The organism is Paenisporosarcina sp. P4_B8, from assembly GCF_056402175.1.
The window spans coordinates 45,105-68,397 of record NZ_JBFUHX010000002.1; the positions used below are offsets into that span (position 1 = coordinate 45,105).

The window sequence follows — 23,293 nt, forward strand, 5'->3', positions numbered from 1 at the left end:
TGTTGTTAATTTTCGTACTATTCAATTATTAAGAGTTTCGGAGGAGAATATATGCAGATTCCATTATTTACTGGATTTCCTGGATTCATTGCACGGCAGATTATGCAAGAGTTGATTGACCAAAACAAAGTAGAGACGATTTACGCATTGGTCTTATCTTCTCAAATGAAACTCGCTATAGAAATTTCCCAGGAAATTATGAAAGATTCTCCTAATGTATTGATAAAATTAGTAGAAGGGGATATTACATATCCAGGTTTGGATATTGCTACCGAGGAACTTGAAACACTTTGTAGAGAAGTCAACACGGTGTGGCATTTAGCCGCAATCTATGACTTGGCTGTTGCTAGAGATACCGCGTGGAAAGTAAATGTCCACGGTACGTACCACGTAAATGATTTTGTAAAAACGTTACCGAACTTAACGAGGTATATATATTTCAGTACGGCATATGTAGCGGGGACCAGAGAAGGTCTACTACGTGAAGATGAATTGATTCGTCCTAAGGCGTTTAAAAATTATTATGAAGAAACGAAATTTGAAGCGGAAGTTCTTGTTGAAAAAATGAAGTCTTTAGTCCCGACAACGATTATCCGCCCAGGCATCGTACGGGGACATTCCGTTTCAGGGGAAACAATAAAATTCGACGGTCCCTATTTCTTCATCAATATGATTGATAACCTAAGGAAGCTTCCAGTGATCCCTTACATCGGCAAGTCTCAATCATTGATAAATGTTGTACCAATCGATTTTGTTATTAAAGCAGTGGTATATTGCAGTGAGGATGTAGGTGCTATAGGTAAGACCATTCATTTAACGGATCCAAAACCTCATCCAGTGGAAGAAGTATACCGACAGATGGTTTGGCATGTAACCGGAAAATGGCCAAAAGGACGAATACCTCTGACGCTTGCAAAAATGGGTATGCAATTGAAGGTACTGAGAAAAAGATTGGGTGTTGAAAAAGAAACATTGGACTACTTGACTTGGAACGCTCAGTTCGATTCGACAGTAGCGAAGGTTGTCTTGAAGGACAGTGGAATTCGATGTGCGGATTTTATCGAATCCCTGCCAAGTATGATTGCTTTTTATCAGCTTCATAAAAAAGATCAGTCCTATCATATTCAGATAAAGTAGTGTTTAGTTTACAACTCCTTTCAATATGTTATAATTATTGTACATGAAAACTTAATATACTTTTGACTGTTGTCAAAGGGGAGTAGCTATAGGGAAACCTATTTCATAGTCGTCATTACATGGTATACACCATCGGTTATGATAGCCATTTACATAATGTGCTTAGCAAGACCTTTGCCTTTTTATAAGGCAGGGGTCTTTTTTGTTTTCAAAAATATTAATTAAAGGAGATCGTTATGGATATTTTTACAGTTGAATTTTTAGTAGCCCTATTATCAATCATTATGATTGACTTAGTTTTAGCAGGAGACAATGCCATTGTTATTGGGATGTCTGCGAAAAACTTGCCCATTCATCACCGAAGAAAAGCCATCATGTGGGGAACAGCTGGAGCTGTAGTGATTCGAGTTCTTGCGACACTTGCCATTGTATGGATTTTGAAAATTCCTGGCTTACAACTTGTAGGGGGACTTATTTTAATCTGGATAGCTTATAAATTGTTAGTTGAAGATGGGGATGCTGGTGATCATAAAGCATCTAAGACCTTAATGTCAGCTATCGGTACAATAATCGTTGCAGATACAATTATGGGGTTAGACAATGTATTAGCAGTTGCTGGTGCGGCAAATGCTTCAAACCATAGCTTTTTATTAGTTGTAATTGGTTTGATTATCAGTATTCCAATTATGGTCTGGGGAAGTACGCTCTTCGTGAAACTGATTGATAAATACCCAATTATCATTTATATCGGATCTGCTGTTTTGGCATTCACGGCAGCAAGAATGATTACACATGAACCGTTCTTACACGATTTCTTTGATGCTTACCCGTACGTAGGCTGGATTATGATTGCATTGGTGACGGTTGGAGTAGTAATGGCCGGACGATACAAAAATAGTAAGCAATAATTTCAGGATTTAACAGTAAGCTGCGTAAAATCGAAAAGATTTTACGTAGCTTTTTTTGTACCCCCTAAAAAATTAGATATGGCATCGAATAGTTTGATGACGTGAAAGCGTACACATTTTACAAGGGGTGGCACACATTGAAAAAATTCCAAAAAATAAGTGCAGCATTGCTAGCAACAGGATTAGTAGCTTCTGCTTCTTTTCCGGCATTTGCCAACGACACCGTAAAAGTAGATTCATCCAATTTTGAAACAGTAAATTTACAAGATGCATTGAACAATTTGAAAGAACAAACGACTTCAGTTGAAGATTTGCAAACTATTTCAACAAATATTCCTTTGGGTTACCTTGCAAATAATATTTTTGCACTTTCCCTGAATATTGAAAAAATAAATAACCCAACTGCAAAAGCGGCTCTTCAGAGAAATATTGATAAAGCTATTGCCAAATGGGAAGAGAAAAACAAAGAAGAAGATAAAGAAGAAATTCCAACTACTGAAACCACACCATCTGACGAGGCAACTGAACCTGCCCTAACTGATGAAGACACTGTAGAGAATGATAAAGAAAAAACTGAAACTGAAAAAGATTCAGAAGTAGTAAAAGCAGCAGATAAAGCTGCTAAAGAAGTAAAAAAAGCTGAAAAAGCAGTAGAAAAGCAAGAACGTAAAGATGCTCACAATGCAAAAAAACAAGAACACAAAAATACACATCACGCTAAAAAAGAAGAGCGTAAAGCATCGCATCATGCAAAAAAAGAGCATCGTCATGAAGGCGAAAAACATAATGAAGATCATAAAAACAAATAACACTTGGGTTAATTGTTAAGAAAATGAAATACAATGCATCTTTTCATTTTATCAAGAACCCGTTACAATCGATAGGACTTAACTATTGTGCGGAAATGGGGTGAGCTTGTGATACTAGTAACGATTCAAGGACTTTTTCCTAAGAAACAATCAAAAAACGATCTTGAATTGCTAGTAATTCAAGCAAAAGAAGGGAATGAAGAAGTTCTACATGAACTTCTTTCTTCCTACACTCCTTTTATGAAAAAAACTGCTTCGTTTATATGCAAACGATATATTGGAGAGCAAGATGATGAGTACAGTATTGCAATGTCCGCATTCCATGAAGCCATCGTTCATTTTGAACATGATAAAAATGCATCATTCTTAACATTTGCTCATTTGCTGATTCGGCGTAAACTGATTGACTTTATTCGAAAAGAAGCAAGAAGAAAAGAAATTAGTCTAGGTCAAATGACTTCTGATTCTGAGATTGAATCAAGTTCTTTTTCAATCCTAGAATCTTCTCATTCATTTGAACAATTTACAGCGACGCAGCAGGCAGATGAAAGAAAACATCAAATTGCTGTATACGAATCTTTGCTAAAACCATTTGGACTAAGCTTTCAGGAACTTGTTAAAGTTTCTCCATCGCATGAAGACTCAAGAAAGACTGCTATCCAAATAGCACAACTCATTGTGGAAACGGACGAGTTTTACGAAGTTCTTCAAACAAAAAAGAAATTGCCAATAAAAGAATTGGAAGAATTAGTTAAAGTTTCACGTAAAACCTTGGAGAGACAACGAAAATTTATAATAGCAATTGCTATTCTCCTAAAAAGTGACCTGCACTACATAAAAGATTATTTAAAAGGACGGATGTCATGATGAACACGCGAAGAGGGATCGTGTTTGAGACAACATCTTCATATAGCATTTTCTTCACGGAAGATGGAGTATTTGAAAAAGGCATACCACTTTCTGCATCTGTTGAAATAGGTGACGAAGCATTTTATAAACCTTTATTAAACAAGAGAAGCTATAAAACAACATTTAATTCTTCATGGACAGCGCCGGTACTTTCGATGGTGGCGACACTTGTATTGCTATTTTCAATATTGCTGCCTTCACAATCTCCAGTGTCTGCATATGTACAGATTGATATCAATCCGAGTGTTGAACTGGGTCTTGATCAGGAAGGGAAAGTGTATTCTTTTAAGGGACTCAATGACGATGGAGAGGCACTTAAGAGAGATATTGCTTTCTGGAAAGGAAAGCCTTTAACATGGGTTTTACTTCAAATTGTAGATCGTACGGAAACAACCATCGAGACACAAGAGGAGATTGAGATTACCACCATCTATGAAAATAAAGAAAACCATGCAAAGCTGGAAAAAGTAATTGTTTCGGCAGTGTCAAATTCCAACAGTAAAAGTATGATGCAGAAATACTCCGTAAATGTTAATGAAGCCTCTTTAGAGGATCGTCAAGCTGCTAACAATGAAGGTATTTCCGTACAGAAATACAAGGCACAATTCAAAGACAATAAGGTAGAAAAGCAACAGCAGAAGAAAAAGAAAAAAGATGAAAAACAACAGGAAATAAAGAAAAAAGATGAAAATAAGAAACACGAAGACAACAATAAATTGCAGAAAGAAAACAAAAAAGAATCGCAAATACCTGCTGTTGACATGAAAGATCACAAGAACACTCATAATAAAAGTAAACAAAATCCTCAACACCAAAAACAAGAATCTAAACAAGTTAAGCCTAACAAGAAGTGGGATAAGCCAGCAAAATCAGAAGAAAAGACTCAAAGTCATCAAAATCAGACGAATCAACAAAATGATTCGAATAGAGAAGGAAAAGATAACGGACAGTCAAAAACAAGTGGCAAACATCCTTCTGAAAAAAAAACGAATTCTGATCAACAGCACGATAACACTCACCAAGATAAAAAAGGGAAAAATAAAGATCATGAAAGAAAAGATAATAATCAAAAAAGAAAAAAAGAGAAAAACTAAAGTGGTAAAGAACAATCAGAATAAGGCAAAAATAACAATCATAAAAATCATTAATCCGGGTGCTTCTCAATCGAGAAGCACTTTTTTTAAAAGAATAAAGACTTGTTCTTTCTTTTTTACGTAATGTTTTTTAGAATAGGAAGATGACCTATTCGTGTCTATTGAAAGGACTTGACCGTGTTATGAATCCAATTATTAGCCGCATACGAAATTTAACGCCCGCTCAAGCGATCGTTTCTTATTATTTTTTCGCTATTGGCATGTCAGTAGGGTTACTAAGTTTACCGGGCGTACATCAACAAGGAGTCAAAGTATCTTTTATTGATAGTCTATTTACAGCAGTAAGTGGTGTAAGCGTTACTGGATTAAGTGTGTTGAATGTTTCAGAAACATACTCGACTTTTGGAATTGTGATGTTAATGGTTATCCTCCAGCTTGGTGGTATCGGTATCATGTCCCTTGGTACATTCGTGTGGTTACTTGTTGGGAAGAAAATCGGCTTGCGCGAGCGTCAGTTGATTATGATGGACCATAACCAGCATTCACTATCTGGCGTGGTACATCTAATTATTGAAATCATAAAGATTTTATTGCTTATCGAGTTGATGGGCGCACTTATTCTTTCGTTCTACTTTACTCAATTTTATGAAACACTGTCAGAAGCTTTTCTACATGGTTTGTTTGCCTCTGTTTCAGCGACAACGAATGGTGGCTTTGATATTACGGGCGAATCCATGATCCCGTATCATGATGATTATTTTGTACAAATCATAAACATGATCTTAATCATTTTAGGGGCAATCGGTTTCCCTGTTTTAATCGAAATTAAAGCCTTTTTATCGAATAAAAATAAAAATTTCCGATTCTCGCTGTTTACGAAAATTACTACTGTTACATTTGGTGTATTGCTGGTCGTAGGAACTGTTGTCATTCTTGCATTGGAAATGTTCAACTCTTTTCGTGGAATGTCTTGGCATGAAGCATTATTTACCGCAATGTTTCACTCTGTCTCATCACGTTCTGCTGGTCTTGTTACGGTTGATATCACAGAGTTTGCACAAGGAACAAATATATTTATTAGTGCATTGATGTTTATCGGCGCGTCACCAAGTTCAGTCGGTGGGGGGATTCGAACGACCACTTTAGCAATTGCTATCCTATTCCTGATTAATTTCGCGCGTGGGAAAAATGAAATACAAATATTTAACCGGGAAATTCAGCTAATTGATGTGTTCCGTTCATACGCAGTTATTATCCTGGCGATTTTCATAGTTTTAGTTGCAACCATCGCCTTATCAATTTCAGAACCCACATTGTCAATGACGGCAATCATTTTTGAAATTACCTCAGCTTTTGGAACTTGCGGGATGTCTTTAGGCATCACGGATAAATTATCGACTTTCGGTAAAATCTTGATTATGCTCTTGATGTTTGTAGGGCGCGTTGGTTTAATTTCCTTCCTATTTACAATCGGTGGTCGCACAACCAAAACCAAATTCCATTATCCAAAAGAACGTGTTATCATAGGCTGAAAAAAAGAGCAGGTCCTGTAAATCAGGATACCTGCTCTTTTGCTATAAATGAAAATTGTGGTGCTTGTCCGGATTTGAAGAAAGTTAGTAAATAGCCATCCTTCGATACGACTTGCTCTTGGTCAAGCAGTTGTAAATCAAGTGAGAAGGGAACAAGGAGCGTCTGTTTGTAAACTTCACGTTCATGAAGATTGAGTTCTGCAAAAGTTTGACCGGCTAGACTTGGATTTTCAATGATTTTTCGATAAATTGCAGACTGAGATTCTTTTTTCATTTCTTTTTCCCACCATGGCTTGCGCGGTTGGAATTGATGATGTACCAAGTAATCAATCTTCATCAAACTTCTAACGACTGCCATGTCAGCACGGCCGTCCTGAAGTAAAAATTCTTCTAGTCGTTTAAATAAGTCTTCAAGTTGGTGGCCAATTCGGGACCAACCTTTTTCTTCCCAATAGCTGCCAAAGTCCTGGAAGAAATCAAAAGGCGTTTCAAACGTTTCAGAAACTAAATAGCCAACTGTACGATCGAGTCTATGCGCATTCCAATATTTTTCAAGAACATCTTCAGCTTGTTTGATTCTGAGCATATCATCAAATGACAGAACATTATTGGCGAAGATCTCATATGGGGCTTGATCGACGTATACGTAGCCATATTCTTCAGCTTGAACACGCAACCCTGTTCCACGTAACAGTTTTAAGAAGCCTAATTGCAATTCTTCAGGCCCCATTGCAAATACATCATTAAACGTTTGTTTGAATGAAGCATAATCTTCTTCAGGTAACCCGGCAATCAAGTCTAAATGCTGCGCAATTTTTCCACCTTCTTTTACCATTGTCACAGTACGTGTTAATTTGGCAAAGTTTTGTTTTCTTTTTACGAGTTCATTCGTCAATTCATTCGTTGACTGAACGCCGATTTCAAAACGGAATAATCCAGCAGGTGCATTTTCATTTAAAAACTGAATGACTTCAGGTCGCATAATATCAGCTGTAATTTCGAATTGAAAAACAACACCAGGGCGATGTTCGTCAATCAAAAATTGAAACATTTCCATCGCATAGCTGCGGCTAATATTAAATGTCCGGTCTACAAATTTAATGATTTTCGCATTATTATCCATCAAATAACGAATATCTTCTTTCACTTTTTCCCTATTGAAATAACGGACACCGACTTCGATGGAAGACAAGCAAAATTGGCAGGAGAAGGGACAGCCACGGCTGGTTTCAATATAAGTAATTCGTTTGGACAAGTGAGGAATATCTTCTTCAAAGCGAAACGGTGTTGGCATTTCACGTAAATCAATTTTAGGTCCTTGCGGGTGAATCATAAATTTTTCATCCTGCATATAACAAATACCAGGTACTTCTTTTAAAGGAAGGGTTCCTTCGACAAAATGAAGCAACTGTTTGAACGATACTTCGCCCTCACCCATGACAATAAAGTCGATTTCTTTCATGCGTCTCAACCAGTAGTTTGAGTCATAGGATACTTCAGGTCCGCCAAGTACAATAATTGTATCTGGGCTCACTCTTTTTAATAGACGAACAACTTTTAAAGTCTCCTCAATGTTCCAAATGTAACAGCTGAAACCGACAACTTTAGGTTTCTTTAAATATATATCAGAAACAATATTAAAAGCGGGATCCTTTATTGTATATTCAGCAATGGTTGGGTTAAATTCAGGTTGTGCACTTGCTTTAAGACACCTTAGTGCCAAGTTGGTATGAATATATTTTGCATTTAGCGTTGCTAAGACGATGTTCATTAAGCATTCTCCTTCTTTACATCATTCTATTTTAACAAGGAAAGTTGATTCAAACAATATAAGTCAATATTAGAAAAATCTATATGAAATAATCTGAATTAATTTTAATCTTTGTTTTTTTAGCTATCCAGAATATAAAGGCATTTCACCGCATAATTTGTATAAAAAGAACGAGAAAGGTCCGGTGGATGACATGTTTGGCGAAAAAATCACAGAGATGTTCGATTATTTATTTTGGGATGATAAAGAATCAGTCATTCTAATCGAGAATGGTAAGGGGATTATTAAGTTAAATAGAATGGCGAAGGAATTTTTTTCACACAACACAGTTGAACAGATGATCACACAAATGGACAAGTCTTCCTCTAAAACCTGGAGAAATTTTTTAAAGGAAGCGACATTTTCAAATAAAGCTAAATGTCAAATATGTTTAACGGATAATGTGAAAGGCAAAAGATTTATCGAAGTCCAGGGCAATTATAATCAATCATCATCCCAATATCTGATCCGCTTCAAACAACTCCCGCATGAAGTTCTAAGCCATAATTTAGTAAATGGCTTAATGAAATATGAATTTCTCTTTAAATATGCTCCGCATGGTATGATATTGACCAACACTGAAGGAACCATTATCGACTTCAATCAGAAAGCCACAATCTTATTTGACGTAGCTCCACATGAATTAAAAGGCAAAAAAGCACACATCATTTTTGACATGTTACCTCATTCAAAACCTGATTCCGAACAATTTTTCAAAACACTTTCACTAAAAGGTTCTGCCGAAATGATTGTATCTAAACTAGATACAATTGGTGAACCAAAGTTTTATCATTTTACATCTGTGTTCAATAATAACTTGGACATGTACGTGACGGTCATTCGAGATGATACCGAAAATGTTCAATTGAAAAAGCAAATTGAACACTCACGTTCGTTATCGACTCTCGGTCAGATGGCTGCAAGTATTGCGCATGAAATTCGCAATCCTTTGACCTCTTTGAAAGGATTTACACAATTACTAACATCTCAAGTAACTGAAAAAGGATACGAATATCTAGACATTATCAATAGTGAACTCATTAGAATGGAATCCACACTCAATGAGTTTTTAGTTTTATCTAAACCGCCTTCTCGATCACTTCAATTTGTTTCTGTCTCTTCCATCATTTCACAAGTAGTTGATTTTATGCACCCACAAGGTATCATACAAAATATTGAACTTGAAATGGTACCATGTGAAAATGACTCGGATTGGATTCTTGGTGACGCACACGAATTAAAAAAAGTATTTATGAACGTTTTAAAAAATTCAATGGAAGTCATGCCTAATGGAGGGAAAGTGTCCATAACTCAATCCTTACGTGATAACAATCAAGTTTGTGTGTCCGTAAAAGATCAAGGTGGGGGGATGACTCAGGAGCAGATGCAGAAGATTTTTTTACCTTTTTATACATCGAAAGAACAAGGGACTGGGCTTGGACTTGCCCATGCAATTCAAACAATCGAAGATCATGGGGGAAGTATAGAGGTAGAGAGTGAGTTAAGTCACGGTACTACTTTTCATATTATCCTTCCAGTTTATAATTTGGAGGCTAAAGGGGGACATTCGGTATATGATAAAAGCTTTGGAAAGTCCTATAGGGAAGTTATATCTTCAAATTGATGATGGAAAATTAACAGCTATTTATTTTAATGAACCACTAATGCATTTGGGGACGGTAGCAATCCAGCAAGATGAATCAGTTTATGAAAATGTAAAGAAGCAATTAAACGAATATTTTCAGGGAGAGAGAATACAATTTGATTTGCCACTGTCTGCAAGAGGAACTTTATTTCAACAGAGTGTGTGGCGTCAATTGCCTGGTATTTCCTATGGAGAAACAATCAGTTATCAAGAGTTGGCAAATAGAATTGGCAACACAAAAGCCTGTCGTGCGGTAGGACAAGCAAATCGAAAAAATCCATTACCGATAGTCATACCCTGCCATCGTGTTATAGGAAAAGACAAATCATTGAAAGGTTATGCGGGTTCTCTTACACCGATTAAACAATATCTGCTCGATTTAGAGCAAAAACACATCAATTCCAAACCATTTTGACAAAGTTCTTCTATTCCCTATATACTAGTTTTAATTAGAGAGAATGGAATACAGGTGATAGAGATGAAATCCGAAGAACTGACACAGTCGTTAAAATTATTTATCGTGCTTTCTAGAGCATATAAAACATTGCATGAATGTACGAATCAATTTTTTCAAGCAAATGGACTAAACCCTACTGAATTTGCAGTTTTGGAATTGTTATTCCACAAGGGGCGACAACCGCTGCAGAAAATAGGAAATAAAATACTGCTTGCCAGTGGTTCGATTACCTATGTCATTGATAAGCTGGAAAAAAGAGGCTTCATACACCGCGTTTCATGTCCTTCGGATCGCCGGGTGACATTTGCTGAAATCACTCCTGAAGGAGAGGCTTTCATGGCTCAATTGTTCCCAGAGCATGAGAAACAATTGCATGAAATGATGGGTGCTTTGGATAATGATGAGAAAGAGCAAGCGATTACATTATTGAAAAAATTAGGATTATCAATTAAAGATTTATCATATTAAAAAAATTCCGGCTCACTAAGTGAGCCGGAATTTTTTATTGTTTTGCAGCGATTGTTTCGCCCATTTTCAAAAATGCATCCGTTAAGTTCACACTGTTTTGATCAAAGATTGTCAAGCGAACAATCAGATTGCCTTGTTCAAATACCATTCCTGAAACAGTACCTAATTCAAAAGTAGTTTCATATCCAATCTGATTCGAAATCCCTTCGCCTTGAGGTAATTTCTCTTGTTTGTCAATCTTCACAGGTTCTTTGCCAATGCTCACAGCTGCAATACTTTCAATCATCGTATCTCTAATAATTTCATAGTCTGCTTCATCTTTGGAGATCGTTTCTACTCGCATGAAGACGGCAGGATTTTCGTCATAGTATACTGAATCTTTATTAGGTTCTTCCCCAGTTAATGAATAGCTATCTAATTTATAGATCGAATAGTTCTGTTCATCACTATCCGTCAACTTTGCGGTTTCTTCTTTCTTTTCGTCATTTATCGAATATGACAGTGACTTTTCAGGTCCTCTTATTTCAGTAGCAGGTGCTGGTTCTTCTGTATCCTCTTTTGCTTCATCTTCATCAGCTGTTTCTTCTACCGTTGTTTCTTCAGAATCCGCGACAGTAGTTTTATCACTTTCAGAACCATTAGATTCATCTGTGGAGTTACATGCAGAAAGCATGGAAATTGCTAAAGACAATGATGCAAATAGTAGCCAAGATTTTTTCATGTTATATTTCCTCCTTTATGTAGTAGACGTGATGTGGTTGTCATATGTTTCAAGAGTTGAGAGGCAAAACCAGAAACAGTAGAATCGTCATTGTAATATGAGCGATAATGATGAGCGGCATGCTTTTTTTCCATTCATACAAAAGCCCCCACAGTAAACCGGATGTGACTGCTGCAAGCACTCCTAACCAAAATCCGCTGAAAGCCATGGATAACCCGAAAAGTAAGGAGGCCACCAACACAGCGAAGAAAGGGCTCATGTAAGTTTTTAATTTTTGCTGAATAAAGCCCCGCCAAAACAATTCTTCTCCTGGGGCAATAATTAACATCAACAATATATAATGCCAAACAGTAGTCGGTCCAAAGTCGCTTAAGAATTGCTCCACTGAAATTGCTGCTTGATCCGTAAATATGGAAAAGAAGCGATATGCAGTTGCAATAAGTCCATAAGTGAGTGTACCATAACCAATTCCGAAAATTAAGTACTCCCATGTTTGTATTTCATCTTCCATCTTGCCAAGAACAAATGATAAGGCCATAAATAACATCATCGTAAATGAGTACATATACCAAAAAATTACTTCAAATGAAAAAGTGAAAAAAAGTAGCAAATAGACGAGAACTAAACTGAGAGTCCATCTTAGATGAGAAGCCATAATATTCAACTTGCACACCTCCAGTACTTTAGCATTTAGTGTTCATTCTTCTTCATCAGTAATGGGTGAAGACTCTTCCTCTTTAAGGTATACTATTTTATACCGTTTATGATTGATAACTGTTTTTTCTTCAATTCCGAGTTCTTCGAAATTTTCCATAATGGAAAGATTCGCTATTACGGAGTTTTCATTAACTTTTTCAACAATCCCTTGCAAGCCATCTTTGAATTCAATTATTGATCCAACAGTTGCTATTTCCACAGACACTCAGCTCCTTAATGCGCTCATATTCAATAGTGTGCATGATAATTTTTCTGACGTAAAGTATTTTCTGAAAACATATTTAAATCATTTCAAATTTTTAATAAAAGGGAGACTTTCCATGAATACATATGAACAGCAGTTAGAGGATTTAAGAGCAGGTAAGCTAACCTCCATTACAATCGAAAAAGAAGATTTTTTGACATTTCGTGAAGTGCTGGTTCAAAGAGCAGACTTTAAACATATAAGAGGAACTGCTAAACAGGGCGGAATTGTTATCTATACTTATGATCTTGATGCACGAAGTTAACAAGAATGTCGTATTTTGTCGGAATAAACTTATGTTTGCGAGAAGATTTTCGTGTATAATAATGGATAATATGGGTTTGGTAAAGGAGGTATCACGTGCCGGAATCAATTCTTGAGCAAGTGGAACTTACGAGAGAGAAAATGATTAAGTCAGCGCTTGAAAATGGTTTTGGAAACGTTCATACTATCCGACTTAGTAAAAAGTTAGATCGTCTGTTAAATATTTATCAATTGAAAGACTTCCCAAATAAAGCGTCCAACGATAAGGAATTAATCAAAAACTAGGCGATTTTCGCTTAGTTTTTTTATTGTAAAGTTTTTTCGGAATAATGGGTTTATTTGGTATACTTATATAACTTAAAGGGGGAAGTAAAATGTCCAAATTAAATCTGTTGAGAAAGAATTTAAATGAATCAATTGTGGGGCGTGAAAAAGAAATTGATTTTATGCTGATTGCGTTGATTCAGGGAGGGCACGTGTTACTTGAAAGTGTGCCAGGGTCAGGGAAGACGATGATGGCCAAATCTTTTGCACATGCATTTAAAGGGAACTTTAAACGTTTACAGTTTACTCCTGACGTATTACCATCTGACGTTACCGGTATCAGTTATTTTGATCCGAAAGCTCAGGAATTTGTCTTACGCCCAGGGCCTGTAGCCACCAACATATTGCTTGCTGATGAAATCAACCGTGCAACACCAAGAACACAATCGAGTTTGCTTGAAGCCATGGAGGAAAAGCAAGTAACAATAGATGGAGAAACGATTGCTCTTCCTGAACCATTTATGGTAATTGCCACTCAAAATCCAGTGGAATCGCAACAAGGAACTTTTTCATTACCTGCAGCCCAACTGGATCGTTTCTTATTCCGAATTGAAATTAATTACCCGAGCTTTGAAGAAGAAAGAAGAATTTTGAAAGAGTTCAGTCAGAACCCAGGGGAAGTTAAAACTTCATCGCTCATAGACATTGAAGATGTTAAACTATGGCGCAGTGAAGTCAGAAAAGTAACGGTTCATGAAGATATTGAAACCTATATTCTACAGATTATTCAGGCGACAAGGCAACATGTTCAAGTGGAGTTAGGCTTAAGTTCACGTGCTTCTCTTGCGTTATTGCATGCAGCGCAAGGACATGCATACATTAATGGACGTTCGTATGTAAATCCGGATGATGTAAAAAAAATGGTTGCACCACTCGCTACACATCGTCTCATTTTATCTGCTGAAGGATTATTGATTCGTGAACCATCTCAAATTCTTAAGGATATCATTGAATCCGTACAAACACCTGTAGAGGCTATGGCAAGATGATTTGGCGACGGGAATATTATGGTGCTTTGAAAACAAATTGGTTTCTTACAATTATTGCCCTTTGCTTTACAATGTCAGTCATAGTTGCACAATATGTTGCAGCAGGCGTTTTTGGTTTCTTTGGTGTCGTTACTGCCATGCAAATTCTTTATCTAAAAAATGTCGGAAAAAAATTGACACTAGTGAATGACAAAAAAAGAAGTCGGATGTTTAAAGGCGGAAAATCTGAATGGGAACTGACATTTGAAAATACAGGGCTCCCGATTTGGAACGGACAACTCAGATTACATTTTCACGATGCTGTTAAACCACTTAATAATAAAGACATGAGTCATACTAAGCTCATCGAGATCGTTGTTCCACTGACAATCGGATATAAGGAAATTGTTACGGTGAAAGTACCGATTGAGGGACAGAAGAGAGGTTTATCCAGATTGAAAAATTTGGAATTGACTATCCCACATCTTTTTGGTGAAGGCTCTGTCTTTTTACTTCATCAACCTCTTCTACTAATGGAACAAATGGTTTATCCAAATATTTATACATTAAAAGACAACAGAAAGCCTTCCCCATTAAAACCAGGGGATTATGAGTATAAGCATTCGTTGTTTCAAGATTTGTTTTCACCGATAGGTACGAGAGATTATCAGGCAGGCGATCAATTTCACCATATCCACTGGAAAGCAAGTGCGAGAATGCAAAAATTTCAAACGAAAGTTTTCACACAAGTAGCAAACGAATCAGTCTTGCTAGTATTGAACGTCGTTAATCATTATTCAATTATTTCAGATTTGGAAGAACGAATTGAGGAAGTTGCCTCTTTTGTGGATTATTTTTATAGAGAAGGCATACCATTTTCGTTGACGGTCAATGTTAGATCCTTTGGGGCTGTCCCATATTTGCATCTTCCTGTTGGAGATGGCCAAAAACACCGTCAACAAGCAATGGAATTATTGTCGGTCCTATCTAATAATGAATTAACCGTACCGTTTAACCGTATGCTAATGCATCTGGATACGCATGAAAACCTGCCGATGACAGTCATTATATTCACTCATGACTCACAAGAGTTGGATAAATATATTAAGAAATGGTCCAAACAAACTCAAGTGGATGTACGATCATCCAATAGTCTTGGAGGTGATGTGAAATGGCAACAACCGTCACTTCTAAGCCGTTAGTTCAATTTGAGTCAATCGGAAAGTTTTTGCAAGATGCTTGGTTAATGTCTTTTCTTTTCATATTTATTAGAGTGGATACGACGATTTCCTCTCCATTTGTATGGATTGGTATTTTATTGCTGATAGCGATTGCGGTTAATTTGTTTTTCTACAAGACGGGATACCAAATAGCAATATCGTTATTTGTTTCTGTAGTTTTCGGTCTGTTAGGATTTCTTTTCGGTGCCCCATTGTGGTTTTTTGCTGCAATACTTGTATTTTCGGTCTGGAGAATACAGGAACGATATTCTAAAATTCAAGAGGATGCCACACATGATGGATACTTCATGACGCTTCTTCTGGTATTATTCTCATTATCTTTTTTCTTAGCTACCATATTAAGAAAACCTGAAGCTATAAGAGAATCAATATTATTGGCCATTATCGGCCTACTATTATTTATGTTGGATCGAATGATTGTTCAATGGAAGCGCTCAAAACAGGAAAATCGTGTGCCTTTTTATAAACTTGTTTTATTTTATGTGGGGATCATAAGTGTTGCAGCAATTGCTTTTGCGGTGATTGCTGGTCTTGCAGGTAAAGCTCGCGTATCCATTGTATTATTATTTGGGGATATGATTGAATTAATTTTATATCCGCTTGGATTATTAATGGAAGGGTTACGTGCTCTTGTTAGTAAATTTATTAGTCCTCCAATTTCTCGAGATTCCCAGGAAAAACCAAAAGGGCAATTCGAACAAACGGAAGCAGATAAACTTAAGGATCTTGATCTTGGTCTGGATATACCTTGGGTGGCTATTCTGGGTATTATTATTTTAATCATATTGATTATTATTGTATGGCGATTAGCTAAAAATAGAGCGGAAGTTGTAGAACTTAAAGAAAATCAAGTGGAATACGAAAGAACTCAAAGCATCACCATGCAAGTAAGCGAACAGAAGGATATGGCATGGAGTTATTCAATGGAGACCAATGTAGTGCGAGACGCATACCGAGTTTATGAAATGGATGCAAGCTCACATGGTTATACACGCAATCACAACGAAACAATACGGGATTGGTTCATCAGAGAAGGATGGCACGTCTCTGAACGCTTCTATGACGTTTACGATGTCGTCCGTTATAGTAAAGGGTTGATGAATGAACATGATGGTAAATGGTTTATTGAAGAATTAAATCATCTTTCGAAAAAATATTTTAAAAATGAGGTTTAACTTTTTAAATATTGGGGGAAAGTATATTTGAACACAGCAACATTCTCATTTCCCCCTTTTTATAGGACACATTTCCGAAAGGAATGTGTCCTACTTTTTTTTGTCTTCAAACACTTACTTATATACCGTAAAAATTAACATAGCCAAATAATAAGTGATACAGGTCGGAAATGACTCTCCGTTTATTGAAGAAGTTCGAAGTCAAAAAATAGTTCATTATTTCAAAATGTTTCGATGCTTAAATCAAGGAACTTTGATAAACTTATATTCAATTACAGAAATTTTCCAACTTGGAGGTTACATATAATGATTGAAAAAGCACATATCGGTTTTGTAGGCACAGGAGTAATGGGTAAAAGTATTGTTAAACATCTACTGACAGGTGGCCATCAAGTCACTATTTATACACGTACGAAAGAAAAAGCGGAGGATTTACTTGATTTGGGTGCAAAGTGGGCACATTCTCCAGGTGAAGTTGCATCCCAAGTGGATATTATTTTCACTATGGTCGGTTATCCATCAGACGTAGCAGAAGTTTATAATAGCGCAACTGGAATCTTTGAAAATGGAAAAGACGGATTGGTTGTAGTCGATTTGACAACATCAACTCCGACACTTGCGATTGACCTTTATAACAAGTCCCAAACACTGGGCATGAGTTCACTTGATGCCCCGGTCTCAGGTGGGGATGTTGGTGCAAAATCAGGCAAATTATCAATTATGGTAGGAGGCGACAAAGAAGTTTTCGATAAGCTGTTTTCGATATTTGAGTTATTTGGTGAACATATCATTTATCAAGGGAAAGCGGGCGCTGGTCAGCATACAAAAATGGCTAATCAAATTGCCATTGCCTCTTCTATGATTGCAGCATGTGAAGCAATCACTTATGCCAAGGAAGCGAAGCTCGATCCAGCAATGGTCTTGAACTCTATTACAAAAGGAGCAGCAGGTTCATGGTCTTTGACTAATCTTGCACCGCGCATGCTGAAAGATGATTTTGAAGCCGGGTTTTATATGAAACACTTTATCAAAGATATGGGCATTGCACTCGATGAATCGAAAAAAATGAACCTGAAGTTACCTGGTTTAGAAATGGCGTATGCCATGTATCAATCTTTAGCTGATCAAGGATTTGAAAATGAAGGAACACAGAGTTTAATAAAGGCTTACAAAAAATAGAATAGATTATAACGGGGTGCTGAGAGTGAGCCAACAACAAACGACTCCAAGGAGTCCGATAGCTCTTTATTTAACGTTACCGATTTTGACCTGGGCTTTTTATGATTTTGCCAATACGATTTTCTCGTCTAATATCAACACGGTATTCTTTCCTTTTTACACAGATGATGTAATTGGCACAAGTGTAGCTAGACAGCAAGTTGCCAGTACGTTTGTATCATATGCAAATGCTGTCGCCAGTTTTTTCTTGGTCATGTTTACACCTTTGTTTGGCGTATGGATTGACCGAACTGGATACAAAAAACGATTCATCGTCTGGTTCGCTTCTATTTCCATCCTAGCAACTTTCATGATGGGGGTATTCGGGGGGCTTGAATCGAATTCATTAATGTGGGGCGTGCCAATGACTTATGCATTGGTGGTCATAAGTTTCGTTATAGCTAAATTCTTTTTCAACTCCAGTCTTGTCTTTTATGATTCGATGATGAGTGATTTGGGGACTAAAGAAGAAATGCCATTAATTTCCGGATTTGGAGTGGCTGTCGGTTATATTGGAACGATTGTCGGATTACTTGTGTATCTTCTTGTCAGTGATGGTGAGTTTCATAAAGCATTCATTCCAACCGCTATTTTATATTTACTATTCAGTCTGCCATTATTTTTCATAAACAAAGATATACCGATTCCTAAAAATCAAAGAGTCAAAGGTTCATTTTTTGATGGCTATAAAGTAATAATAAATACGTTCAAAGATATGAAATCCCATAAATCAGTTTTCACTTTTATGATTGCGTATTTCTTTATAAATGATGCTATCTCAACAACTATTGCCATGATGGCCATTTATGCAACTGTCATAGTCGGTTTTTCTTCTGGACAATTCATTATTTTATATCTTATTTCAACTATTTCCACTGTTATTGGGTCATTTGTATTTGGATACATTACAAAGAGGATAGGAGCAAAAAATGGGGTGACAATTGTTGCTGTCTTAATGATTGTATCCCTCATTGTTGCTGTTTTTGCAGTCGAGCAATGGATGTTCTGGATTGCAGGAAGTATGTTCGGAGTTTCACTTGGTTCCATGTGGGTAACGTCGCGTACACTCATAATTGAACTGACTCCAGAAGATAAGCGAGGCCAATTCTTTGGATTGTTTGCTTTTTCTGGGAAAGTGTCTTCTATTATTGGACCTGCACTTTATGGGACCATTACGTATCAATTACAGGATTATGGAACAATTGCAAGTCGCATTGCCTTGTCTACTTTAATTGTGATGACGATTATTGGTTTAATCATTCATTTACGCTTAAAGCATGATTCAACCATTCCAGTGGATTAAAACACTGCTGAACAAAAAAAGCCGGTAACCATGAAAATGGTTCCGGCTTTTAAAAAATAATTTAATCTAAATAAGTGCTGCCAAAAGTATAAGAACGTTTCTTAACTGGTTGTTTTCGAGACAGTGGGGTGGAGGCATGTGTGGGTTTTTTCTTTATTAACGTTTGATGCAAGCCTGTGTAATCACTTAACAGCTGTTTGGCAAGATTCAAACTCATTCGTCTTTGTGGATTACGATAGTTCTCATCAAGATGTCCCAAATGTGGAAGGCTTTGAAAATCCTCTTTTTTGGGTAATAAATGAAAGTAGTAATCAGCACATTGAACTAAGACAGAAGATTGTTGTTGACTAAAACGAGGGTTTTTCACAAAGTGTAATCCCAATTTTTTAGCACGTCCGGTTTCAATCATCTTTTCAATGGTCAATCTTTTTAATTCATATAGAAATTTATTATCAGTAGCAGTTTTTGCATGACGATTAACTGAATAAATAGCAGAAGCAAGTTGTCCATCTGTCCTATCTTGTTTCATGAAACCCCACCCTTCACATCTTGAAAAATTGAGAATATTAGCCAGAATCAAGAAAAATTCAGAGCATTCAATTAACTACTATCATACCAATTCATTCCCAATCTGTATAGTTGAAAACAAAAAATTATGGGAAAGGTGATAAAATTATGGAAAAAAAGAAAACAGCCATTTTAGATATCGGGTCAAATACAATTCGTTTAGTAATATATTCCTATGATGATGTCAGAGGACTTAGGGAATTTGAAAATATAAAAACAGTTGCACGCTTACGCACTTTTATTCTACCTGATGGGTCAATGTCTGAAGATGGGATTTTGCTTCTTCAGGAAGTATTAACATCTTTTAAACAAATGCTTAAAGACTATGATGTCGAAGATGTTCTTGCAACAGCTACTGCGGCTATTCGGCAAGCCACCAATCAACAACAGATTGTTGAACGCATGAAGAAAGAAACCGGATTTGATCTCGATGTCTTAAGTGAAGAAGATGAGGCATATTTTGGTTTTTTAGCTGTTGTTCATTCTGTATCGACTGAATCTGCCGTAACGATTGATATCGGAGGTGGCAGCACCGAGATTACGTACTTTGTAGATAAAAAATTGCAAAAGACACATAGTTTTCCTTTTGGGGTTGTTTCCTTGCAGCAACAATTCATGAAAGATGAGAAGTTGACGCCCGTCGAAAGAGAACAGTTAGCTTTGTTTGCAGAAGCCCAATTCCGATCTCTTTCTTGGCTAAATGGGCTGAGTTTACCAGTTATCGCAATCGGGGGAAGTGCACGGAACATCGCACAAATCGATCAACAACGGAAGGAATATCCGATTTCCAATGTTCATCAATATCAAATGAAAGTGCATGATTTATACACTTTAAGTGATACATTAGGTGACCTATCGGTTAATGAACTAAACAAAATAGATGGGTTGTCGAGTGACAGGGCAGATATTATATTACCGGCACTTGAAGTGTTCAGAGCGTTAATGAAAGTTGTCCATTCCGAGGAGTTTCTGTTCAGTCGCAAAGGTCTGAGGGAAGGGATTATGTTAAATCGGGTGCTGCAAATACATCCGGATGCTCTGAACAAGTACGATGTTTTTACCCATAGCAGCGGGGCACTAGCAGCAGAATTCGAAATGAATCGACATGAGGCAGAGCACCTTCAATTTTTGGCAGAACAAATTTATGAAGCTTGCGTGAGTCACCAAATGATTGAACGATCGCAGGAAAGTTTAAAGTTATTGAGAAGAGCGGCTGCGTTATTTTATTTAGGTGAATACATTGACGCAGATGCAGCAAGTCAACATACCTTCTATATATTATCGAATCGGTCGATTGATGGTTTGGATCACTTAGATCGAATTAAATTGGCCTTGGTAGCATCCTACAAAAATAAAGAAACACTCAAGCGTTATGCGGTTCCATTTGAAAAATGGCTGACGAAAGATGAACTAAAACATTTAAGGGATTTGGGGGCAATATTAAAATTTGCTTATGGTTTGAATGGTTCAAAACGTTCGGTGGTAGACAAAGTTTTGATGGAGTCTTCCAGCAAAGGACTGATTATGAGAATTTATGTCAATGGGAATGCAATGGCGGAAGAATATCAGGCAGGGAAACAGAAGAAGCATCTTGAACGATTATGTAAATGCAACGTCGAACTGGAATTTGTAGAAAAGGATGGTCATATTCATGGCTGAACAACATCCAAAGGTAGACATTGATCAACCGGATTACTATAACAATCGTGAACTAAGCTGGCTTGCTTTCAATGATCGGGTTTTACAAGAAGCAGCGGATGAACATAATCCTTTAGCAGAACGATTGAAGTTTTTAGCGATTTTCAGTTCGAATTTGGACGAATTTTTTATGGTACGTATCGCAGGTCTTCAAGATCAAGTGAGGGCGGGTTTTCAAAAACCTGAAAACAAAGCAGGTTTGACTCCTAAAGAGCAACTAAAGGAAATTACCAAGAAAACGCATTCCCTTGTAAAAAAACAGTCTGATCTTTATCAGCAATTAATTAGTATTCATTTAAAAAAAGAAAATGTGGAAGTTTTATCGATTGCAGAGTTATCTATAACTCAAAAAATCTTCGCTCAACATTTTTTTGAAGAACATGTTTTTCCGGTACTCACGCCTATTGCAGTAGATGCATATCGTCCATTTCCAACCTTGTTGAGTAAAACCATGAATATTATTGTCATGCTGGAACAAAAAGGGGAAGAAGAAATTCATAAAAAAGTGGCAATCGTGCAGGTTCCATCTGTTCTAGCCAGGATGATAAAAATCCCTTCAAAGGATAAAAGTGATTCATACATTTACTTGGAAGATTTGATTATCAATCAAATCGATACATTGTTTTATGGATATAAATTGAAAGCAGTCAATACATTTCGTATGACCCGAAATGCAGATTTAACAATTCATGAAGAAGGCGCGCGAGATCTATTAGTGGAAATAGAAAAGGAATTAAAGAAAAGGAAATGGGGAGCCGCAAGCCGTCTGGAAGTTCGGTCAAATGAAATCAACACTGATATTTTAGCGTATTTATTAGATGAACTAGAGATTCATAAAGACGATGTTTATGAAATTGATTGCCCAATCGATTTAACCTTTCTTTTTTCGTTCATTAAAGAAATTAGAGAGGGTCGTGAACATCTGGAATTTGAAAACTTTATTCCTCAACCGCCATACGATCTGGAATCTGAGGAAGACCTATTTGAAAAAGCATTACACCAGGACTTATTTTTCCATCATCCTTATGAATCATTTGCCCCCATTTTAGATTTTGTTTCTGAGGCAGCGGAAGATCCCAATGTCCTTGCGATTAAACAGACGTTATATAGGGTCAGTGGTAATTCCCCTATGATAAATGCCCTGAAACGTGCAGCAGAAAATGGCAAACAAGTAACGGTATTAGTTGAATTAAAAGCCAGATTTGATGAGGAAAACAATGTACATTGGGCCAAAGAGCTGGAGCAGGCAGGTTGCCTCGTCATTTATGGAATGCATAATTTAAAGACCCATTCCAAAATTACATTGATTGTACGTAGCCGAAACGGACGGATTGAAAGATTTGTCCATTTAGGTACCGGAAACTACAATGATCAAACGGCAAAAATTTATACGGATATGGGAATTATTACAACGGAAAAGAAATTTGGTATTGATGCGACTAATTTCTTTAATTTTTTAAGTGGCTACACAGAAAAACCGAAATTTCATCATTTGATTGTGGCTCCATATGATATTCGCGATGAGTTTATCAAGCTGATTGAACAGGAAATTGAATTCCATAAAAAAAACGGGAATGGTTATATCCGTGCAAAAATGAATTCATTGACTGACAAAGAACTGATTATGAAAATGTATGATGCTTCTATTTCAGGGGTGAAAATTGATTTAATCGTACGTGGTATCTGTTGTTTACGTCCGCAGATTAAGGGAATCAGTGAAAATATCCGAGTCATTAGTATTGTGGGAAGATTTCTGGAGCATTCGAGAATTTATTGGTTTCATCATAATGGTGAAAATCATGTTTATCTATCTTCTGCGGATATGATGACCAGAAACATGATCAAACGGGTCGAGATTCTTTTTCCTGTTTATGAAGAGACAATAAAAAAACGGATTATGAACCTTATTTTATTTCAAATGGATGATACAGCGAAGGCCCGTGAGCAAGATCAATATGGTGAGTATCATCACCGATTGCCGAAAAATGATGAACCTGTCTGGAACAGCCAGGAAGAGCTCTTAAAGTTAGCTTATCGGGTCCCGGACGATAAAGAATGAAGAATATATAATAAAACATATATAC

General features: G+C 36.8%; 23 protein-coding genes and 1 pseudogene. 19 read left to right on the forward strand and 5 right to left on the reverse strand.

Annotated elements, in window-relative coordinates:
- Positions 1-51: 51 nt before the first annotated feature.
- The 7 genes and pseudogenes from AC1DSK_RS02285 (at position 52) to AC1DSK_RS02315 (ending at position 6,389) form a co-directional block, all read left to right on the forward strand.
- Positions 52-1,137, forward strand: a complete 1,086-nt coding sequence (locus AC1DSK_RS02285; RefSeq protein WP_477548618.1) for an SDR family oxidoreductase — start codon at positions 52-54, stop codon at positions 1,135-1,137.
- 236 nt (positions 1,138-1,373) lie between these two features.
- Positions 1,374-2,045, forward strand: a complete 672-nt coding sequence (locus tag AC1DSK_RS02290; protein WP_477548619.1) for a TerC family protein — start codon at positions 1,374-1,376, stop codon at positions 2,043-2,045.
- 137 nt (positions 2,046-2,182) lie between these two features.
- A complete protein-coding gene (locus AC1DSK_RS02295; protein WP_477548620.1) occupies positions 2,183-2,854 on the forward strand; it encodes a hypothetical protein in 672 nt (223 codons plus the stop codon).
- A gap of 108 nt (positions 2,855-2,962) precedes the next feature.
- Positions 2,963-3,721, forward strand: a complete 759-nt coding sequence (sigI, locus tag AC1DSK_RS02300; RefSeq protein ID WP_477548621.1) for an RNA polymerase sigma-I factor — start codon at positions 2,963-2,965, stop codon at positions 3,719-3,721.
- Positions 3,721-3,837: pseudogene (locus AC1DSK_RS02305) on the forward strand (anti-sigma factor domain-containing protein); the annotation flags it as partial. The gene sigI and the pseudogene AC1DSK_RS02305, both read left to right, overlap by 1 nt.
- A gap of 99 nt (positions 3,838-3,936) precedes the next feature.
- On the forward strand, positions 3,937-4,857 hold the full coding sequence (locus AC1DSK_RS02310) for an anti-sigma-I factor RsgI family protein (protein ID WP_477548624.1): 921 nt from the start codon (positions 3,937-3,939) through the stop codon (positions 4,855-4,857).
- 182 nt (positions 4,858-5,039) lie between these two features.
- On the forward strand, positions 5,040-6,389 hold the full coding sequence (locus AC1DSK_RS02315) for a TrkH family potassium uptake protein (RefSeq protein WP_477548622.1): 1,350 nt from the start codon (positions 5,040-5,042) through the stop codon (positions 6,387-6,389).
- Between the two features lie 22 nt (positions 6,390-6,411).
- Here the strand turns inward: AC1DSK_RS02315 and AC1DSK_RS02320 are convergent, their stop codons facing one another.
- Positions 6,412-8,160, reverse strand: coding sequence for a B12-binding domain-containing radical SAM protein (locus AC1DSK_RS02320; RefSeq protein WP_477598039.1), 1,749 nt, complete (start codon positions 8,158-8,160; stop codon positions 6,412-6,414).
- Between the two features lie 193 nt (positions 8,161-8,353).
- Between AC1DSK_RS02320 and AC1DSK_RS02325 the strand changes: the two genes are divergently transcribed.
- The 3 genes from AC1DSK_RS02325 (at position 8,354) to AC1DSK_RS02335 (ending at position 10,769) form a co-directional block, all read left to right on the forward strand.
- Positions 8,354-9,823: an ATP-binding protein gene (locus AC1DSK_RS02325; RefSeq protein ID WP_477598062.1), complete on the forward strand. Its 1,470-nt coding sequence runs from the start codon at positions 8,354-8,356 to the stop codon at positions 9,821-9,823.
- Positions 9,774-10,259 carry a methylated-DNA--[protein]-cysteine S-methyltransferase gene (locus AC1DSK_RS02330; RefSeq protein ID WP_477546655.1) on the forward strand — a complete coding sequence of 162 codons (486 nt, stop codon included), beginning with the start codon at positions 9,774-9,776 and terminating at the stop codon, positions 10,257-10,259. The genes AC1DSK_RS02325 and AC1DSK_RS02330 overlap by 50 nt, the downstream gene beginning before the upstream one ends.
- 63 nt (positions 10,260-10,322) lie before the next feature.
- Positions 10,323-10,769 carry a MarR family winged helix-turn-helix transcriptional regulator gene (locus AC1DSK_RS02335; protein ID WP_016427878.1) on the forward strand — a complete coding sequence of 149 codons (447 nt, stop codon included), beginning with the start codon at positions 10,323-10,325 and terminating at the stop codon, positions 10,767-10,769.
- A 34-nt stretch (positions 10,770-10,803) separates the two neighbouring features.
- Here AC1DSK_RS02335 and AC1DSK_RS02340 read toward each other — a convergent pair whose 3' ends face one another.
- Genes AC1DSK_RS02340 through AC1DSK_RS02350 form a run of 3 tightly spaced genes read right to left on the reverse strand, consistent with a single transcriptional unit; the run spans position 10,804 to position 12,406 of the window.
- Positions 10,804-11,490, reverse strand: coding sequence for a hypothetical protein (locus tag AC1DSK_RS02340; protein WP_477546654.1), 687 nt, complete (start codon positions 11,488-11,490; stop codon positions 10,804-10,806).
- A gap of 49 nt (positions 11,491-11,539) precedes the next feature.
- Positions 11,540-12,154: a lysostaphin resistance A-like protein gene (locus tag AC1DSK_RS02345; RefSeq protein WP_477546653.1), complete on the reverse strand. Its 615-nt coding sequence runs from the start codon at positions 12,152-12,154 to the stop codon at positions 11,540-11,542.
- A 33-nt stretch (positions 12,155-12,187) separates the two neighbouring features.
- Positions 12,188-12,406: a YkvS family protein gene (locus tag AC1DSK_RS02350; protein ID WP_477546652.1), complete on the reverse strand. Its 219-nt coding sequence runs from the start codon at positions 12,404-12,406 to the stop codon at positions 12,188-12,190.
- Positions 12,407-12,527: 121 nt separating this feature from the next.
- Between AC1DSK_RS02350 and AC1DSK_RS02355 the strand changes: the two genes are divergently transcribed.
- The 7 genes from AC1DSK_RS02355 to AC1DSK_RS02385 all read left to right on the forward strand — a co-directional run bounded on the left by AC1DSK_RS02355 (position 12,528) and on the right by AC1DSK_RS02385 (position 18,944).
- Positions 12,528-12,716 carry a hypothetical protein gene (locus AC1DSK_RS02355; RefSeq protein WP_016427874.1) on the forward strand — a complete coding sequence of 63 codons (189 nt, stop codon included), beginning with the start codon at positions 12,528-12,530 and terminating at the stop codon, positions 12,714-12,716.
- A 95-nt stretch (positions 12,717-12,811) separates the two neighbouring features.
- Positions 12,812-13,000, forward strand: coding sequence for an aspartyl-phosphate phosphatase Spo0E family protein (locus AC1DSK_RS02360; RefSeq protein ID WP_016427873.1), 189 nt, complete (start codon positions 12,812-12,814; stop codon positions 12,998-13,000).
- Between the two features lie 89 nt (positions 13,001-13,089).
- Positions 13,090-14,028, forward strand: a complete 939-nt coding sequence (locus tag AC1DSK_RS02365) for an AAA family ATPase (protein ID WP_477546651.1) — start codon at positions 13,090-13,092, stop codon at positions 14,026-14,028.
- Entirely contained in the window at positions 14,025-15,209 is a 1,185-nt protein-coding gene (locus AC1DSK_RS02370; RefSeq protein WP_477546650.1) for a DUF58 domain-containing protein, read from the forward strand. Before AC1DSK_RS02365 ends, AC1DSK_RS02370 begins: the two co-directional genes overlap by 4 nt.
- Positions 15,179-16,423, forward strand: a complete 1,245-nt coding sequence (locus tag AC1DSK_RS02375; protein WP_477546649.1) for a hypothetical protein — start codon at positions 15,179-15,181, stop codon at positions 16,421-16,423. The genes AC1DSK_RS02370 and AC1DSK_RS02375 overlap by 31 nt, the downstream gene beginning before the upstream one ends.
- A gap of 306 nt (positions 16,424-16,729) precedes the next feature.
- Positions 16,730-17,602 (forward strand): NAD(P)-dependent oxidoreductase, encoded by an 873-nt coding sequence (locus AC1DSK_RS02380; RefSeq protein WP_477546648.1) that lies wholly within the window; start codon positions 16,730-16,732, stop codon positions 17,600-17,602.
- A gap of 25 nt (positions 17,603-17,627) precedes the next feature.
- Positions 17,628-18,944 carry an MFS transporter gene (locus tag AC1DSK_RS02385; RefSeq protein WP_477546647.1) on the forward strand — a complete coding sequence of 439 codons (1,317 nt, stop codon included), beginning with the start codon at positions 17,628-17,630 and terminating at the stop codon, positions 18,942-18,944.
- A 61-nt stretch (positions 18,945-19,005) separates the two neighbouring features.
- On the opposite strand, the gene AC1DSK_RS02390 is transcribed toward AC1DSK_RS02385, so the two are convergent.
- Complete coding sequence (locus tag AC1DSK_RS02390) at positions 19,006-19,473, reverse strand: YkyB family protein (RefSeq protein WP_477546646.1); 468 nt, start codon at positions 19,471-19,473, stop codon at positions 19,006-19,008.
- Between the two features lie 146 nt (positions 19,474-19,619).
- On the opposite strand from AC1DSK_RS02390, the gene AC1DSK_RS02395 reads away from it, so the two are divergent.
- The gene (locus tag AC1DSK_RS02395) at positions 19,620-21,170 is read left to right on the forward strand and encodes a Ppx/GppA phosphatase family protein (protein ID WP_477546645.1); all 1,551 of its coding nucleotides are present in this window, start codon (positions 19,620-19,622) and stop codon (positions 21,168-21,170) included.
- Positions 21,163-23,268 (forward strand): RNA degradosome polyphosphate kinase, encoded by a 2,106-nt coding sequence (locus tag AC1DSK_RS02400; protein WP_477546644.1) that lies wholly within the window; start codon positions 21,163-21,165, stop codon positions 23,266-23,268. Before AC1DSK_RS02395 ends, AC1DSK_RS02400 begins: the two co-directional genes overlap by 8 nt.
- Positions 23,269-23,293 lie beyond the last annotated feature (25 nt).

Excerpts from the sequence above, each read along its gene's own strand:
- AC1DSK_RS02370 (WP_477546650.1), top strand. The coding sequence starts at position 14,025 with ATGATTTGGCGACGGGAATATTATGGTGCTTTGAAAACAAATTGGTTT.
- AC1DSK_RS02290 (WP_477548619.1), top strand. The coding sequence starts at position 1,374 with ATGGATATTTTTACAGTTGAATTTTTAGTAGCCCTATTATCAATCATT.
- AC1DSK_RS02315 (WP_477548622.1), top strand. The coding sequence starts at position 5,040 with ATGAATCCAATTATTAGCCGCATACGAAATTTAACGCCCGCTCAAGCG.
- AC1DSK_RS02365 (WP_477546651.1), top strand. The coding sequence starts at position 13,090 with ATGTCCAAATTAAATCTGTTGAGAAAGAATTTAAATGAATCAATTGTG.
- AC1DSK_RS02320 (WP_477598039.1), bottom strand. The coding sequence starts at position 8,160 with ATGAACATCGTCTTAGCAACGCTAAATGCAAAATATATTCATACCAAC.
- AC1DSK_RS02400 (WP_477546644.1), top strand. The coding sequence starts at position 21,163 with ATGGCTGAACAACATCCAAAGGTAGACATTGATCAACCGGATTACTAT.
- AC1DSK_RS02355 (WP_016427874.1), top strand. The coding sequence starts at position 12,528 with ATGAATACATATGAACAGCAGTTAGAGGATTTAAGAGCAGGTAAGCTA.
- AC1DSK_RS02395 (WP_477546645.1), top strand. The coding sequence starts at position 19,620 with ATGGAAAAAAAGAAAACAGCCATTTTAGATATCGGGTCAAATACAATT.
- AC1DSK_RS02330 (WP_477546655.1), top strand. The coding sequence starts at position 9,774 with ATGATAAAAGCTTTGGAAAGTCCTATAGGGAAGTTATATCTTCAAATT.
- AC1DSK_RS02380 (WP_477546648.1), top strand. The coding sequence starts at position 16,730 with ATGATTGAAAAAGCACATATCGGTTTTGTAGGCACAGGAGTAATGGGT.
- AC1DSK_RS02335 (WP_016427878.1), top strand. The coding sequence starts at position 10,323 with ATGAAATCCGAAGAACTGACACAGTCGTTAAAATTATTTATCGTGCTT.
- AC1DSK_RS02285 (WP_477548618.1), top strand. The coding sequence starts at position 52 with ATGCAGATTCCATTATTTACTGGATTTCCTGGATTCATTGCACGGCAG.
- AC1DSK_RS02375 (WP_477546649.1), top strand. The coding sequence starts at position 15,179 with ATGGCAACAACCGTCACTTCTAAGCCGTTAGTTCAATTTGAGTCAATC.
- AC1DSK_RS02390 (WP_477546646.1), bottom strand. The coding sequence starts at position 19,473 with ATGAAACAAGATAGGACAGATGGACAACTTGCTTCTGCTATTTATTCA.
- AC1DSK_RS02340 (WP_477546654.1), bottom strand. The coding sequence starts at position 11,490 with ATGAAAAAATCTTGGCTACTATTTGCATCATTGTCTTTAGCAATTTCC.
- AC1DSK_RS02325 (WP_477598062.1), top strand. The coding sequence starts at position 8,354 with ATGTTTGGCGAAAAAATCACAGAGATGTTCGATTATTTATTTTGGGAT.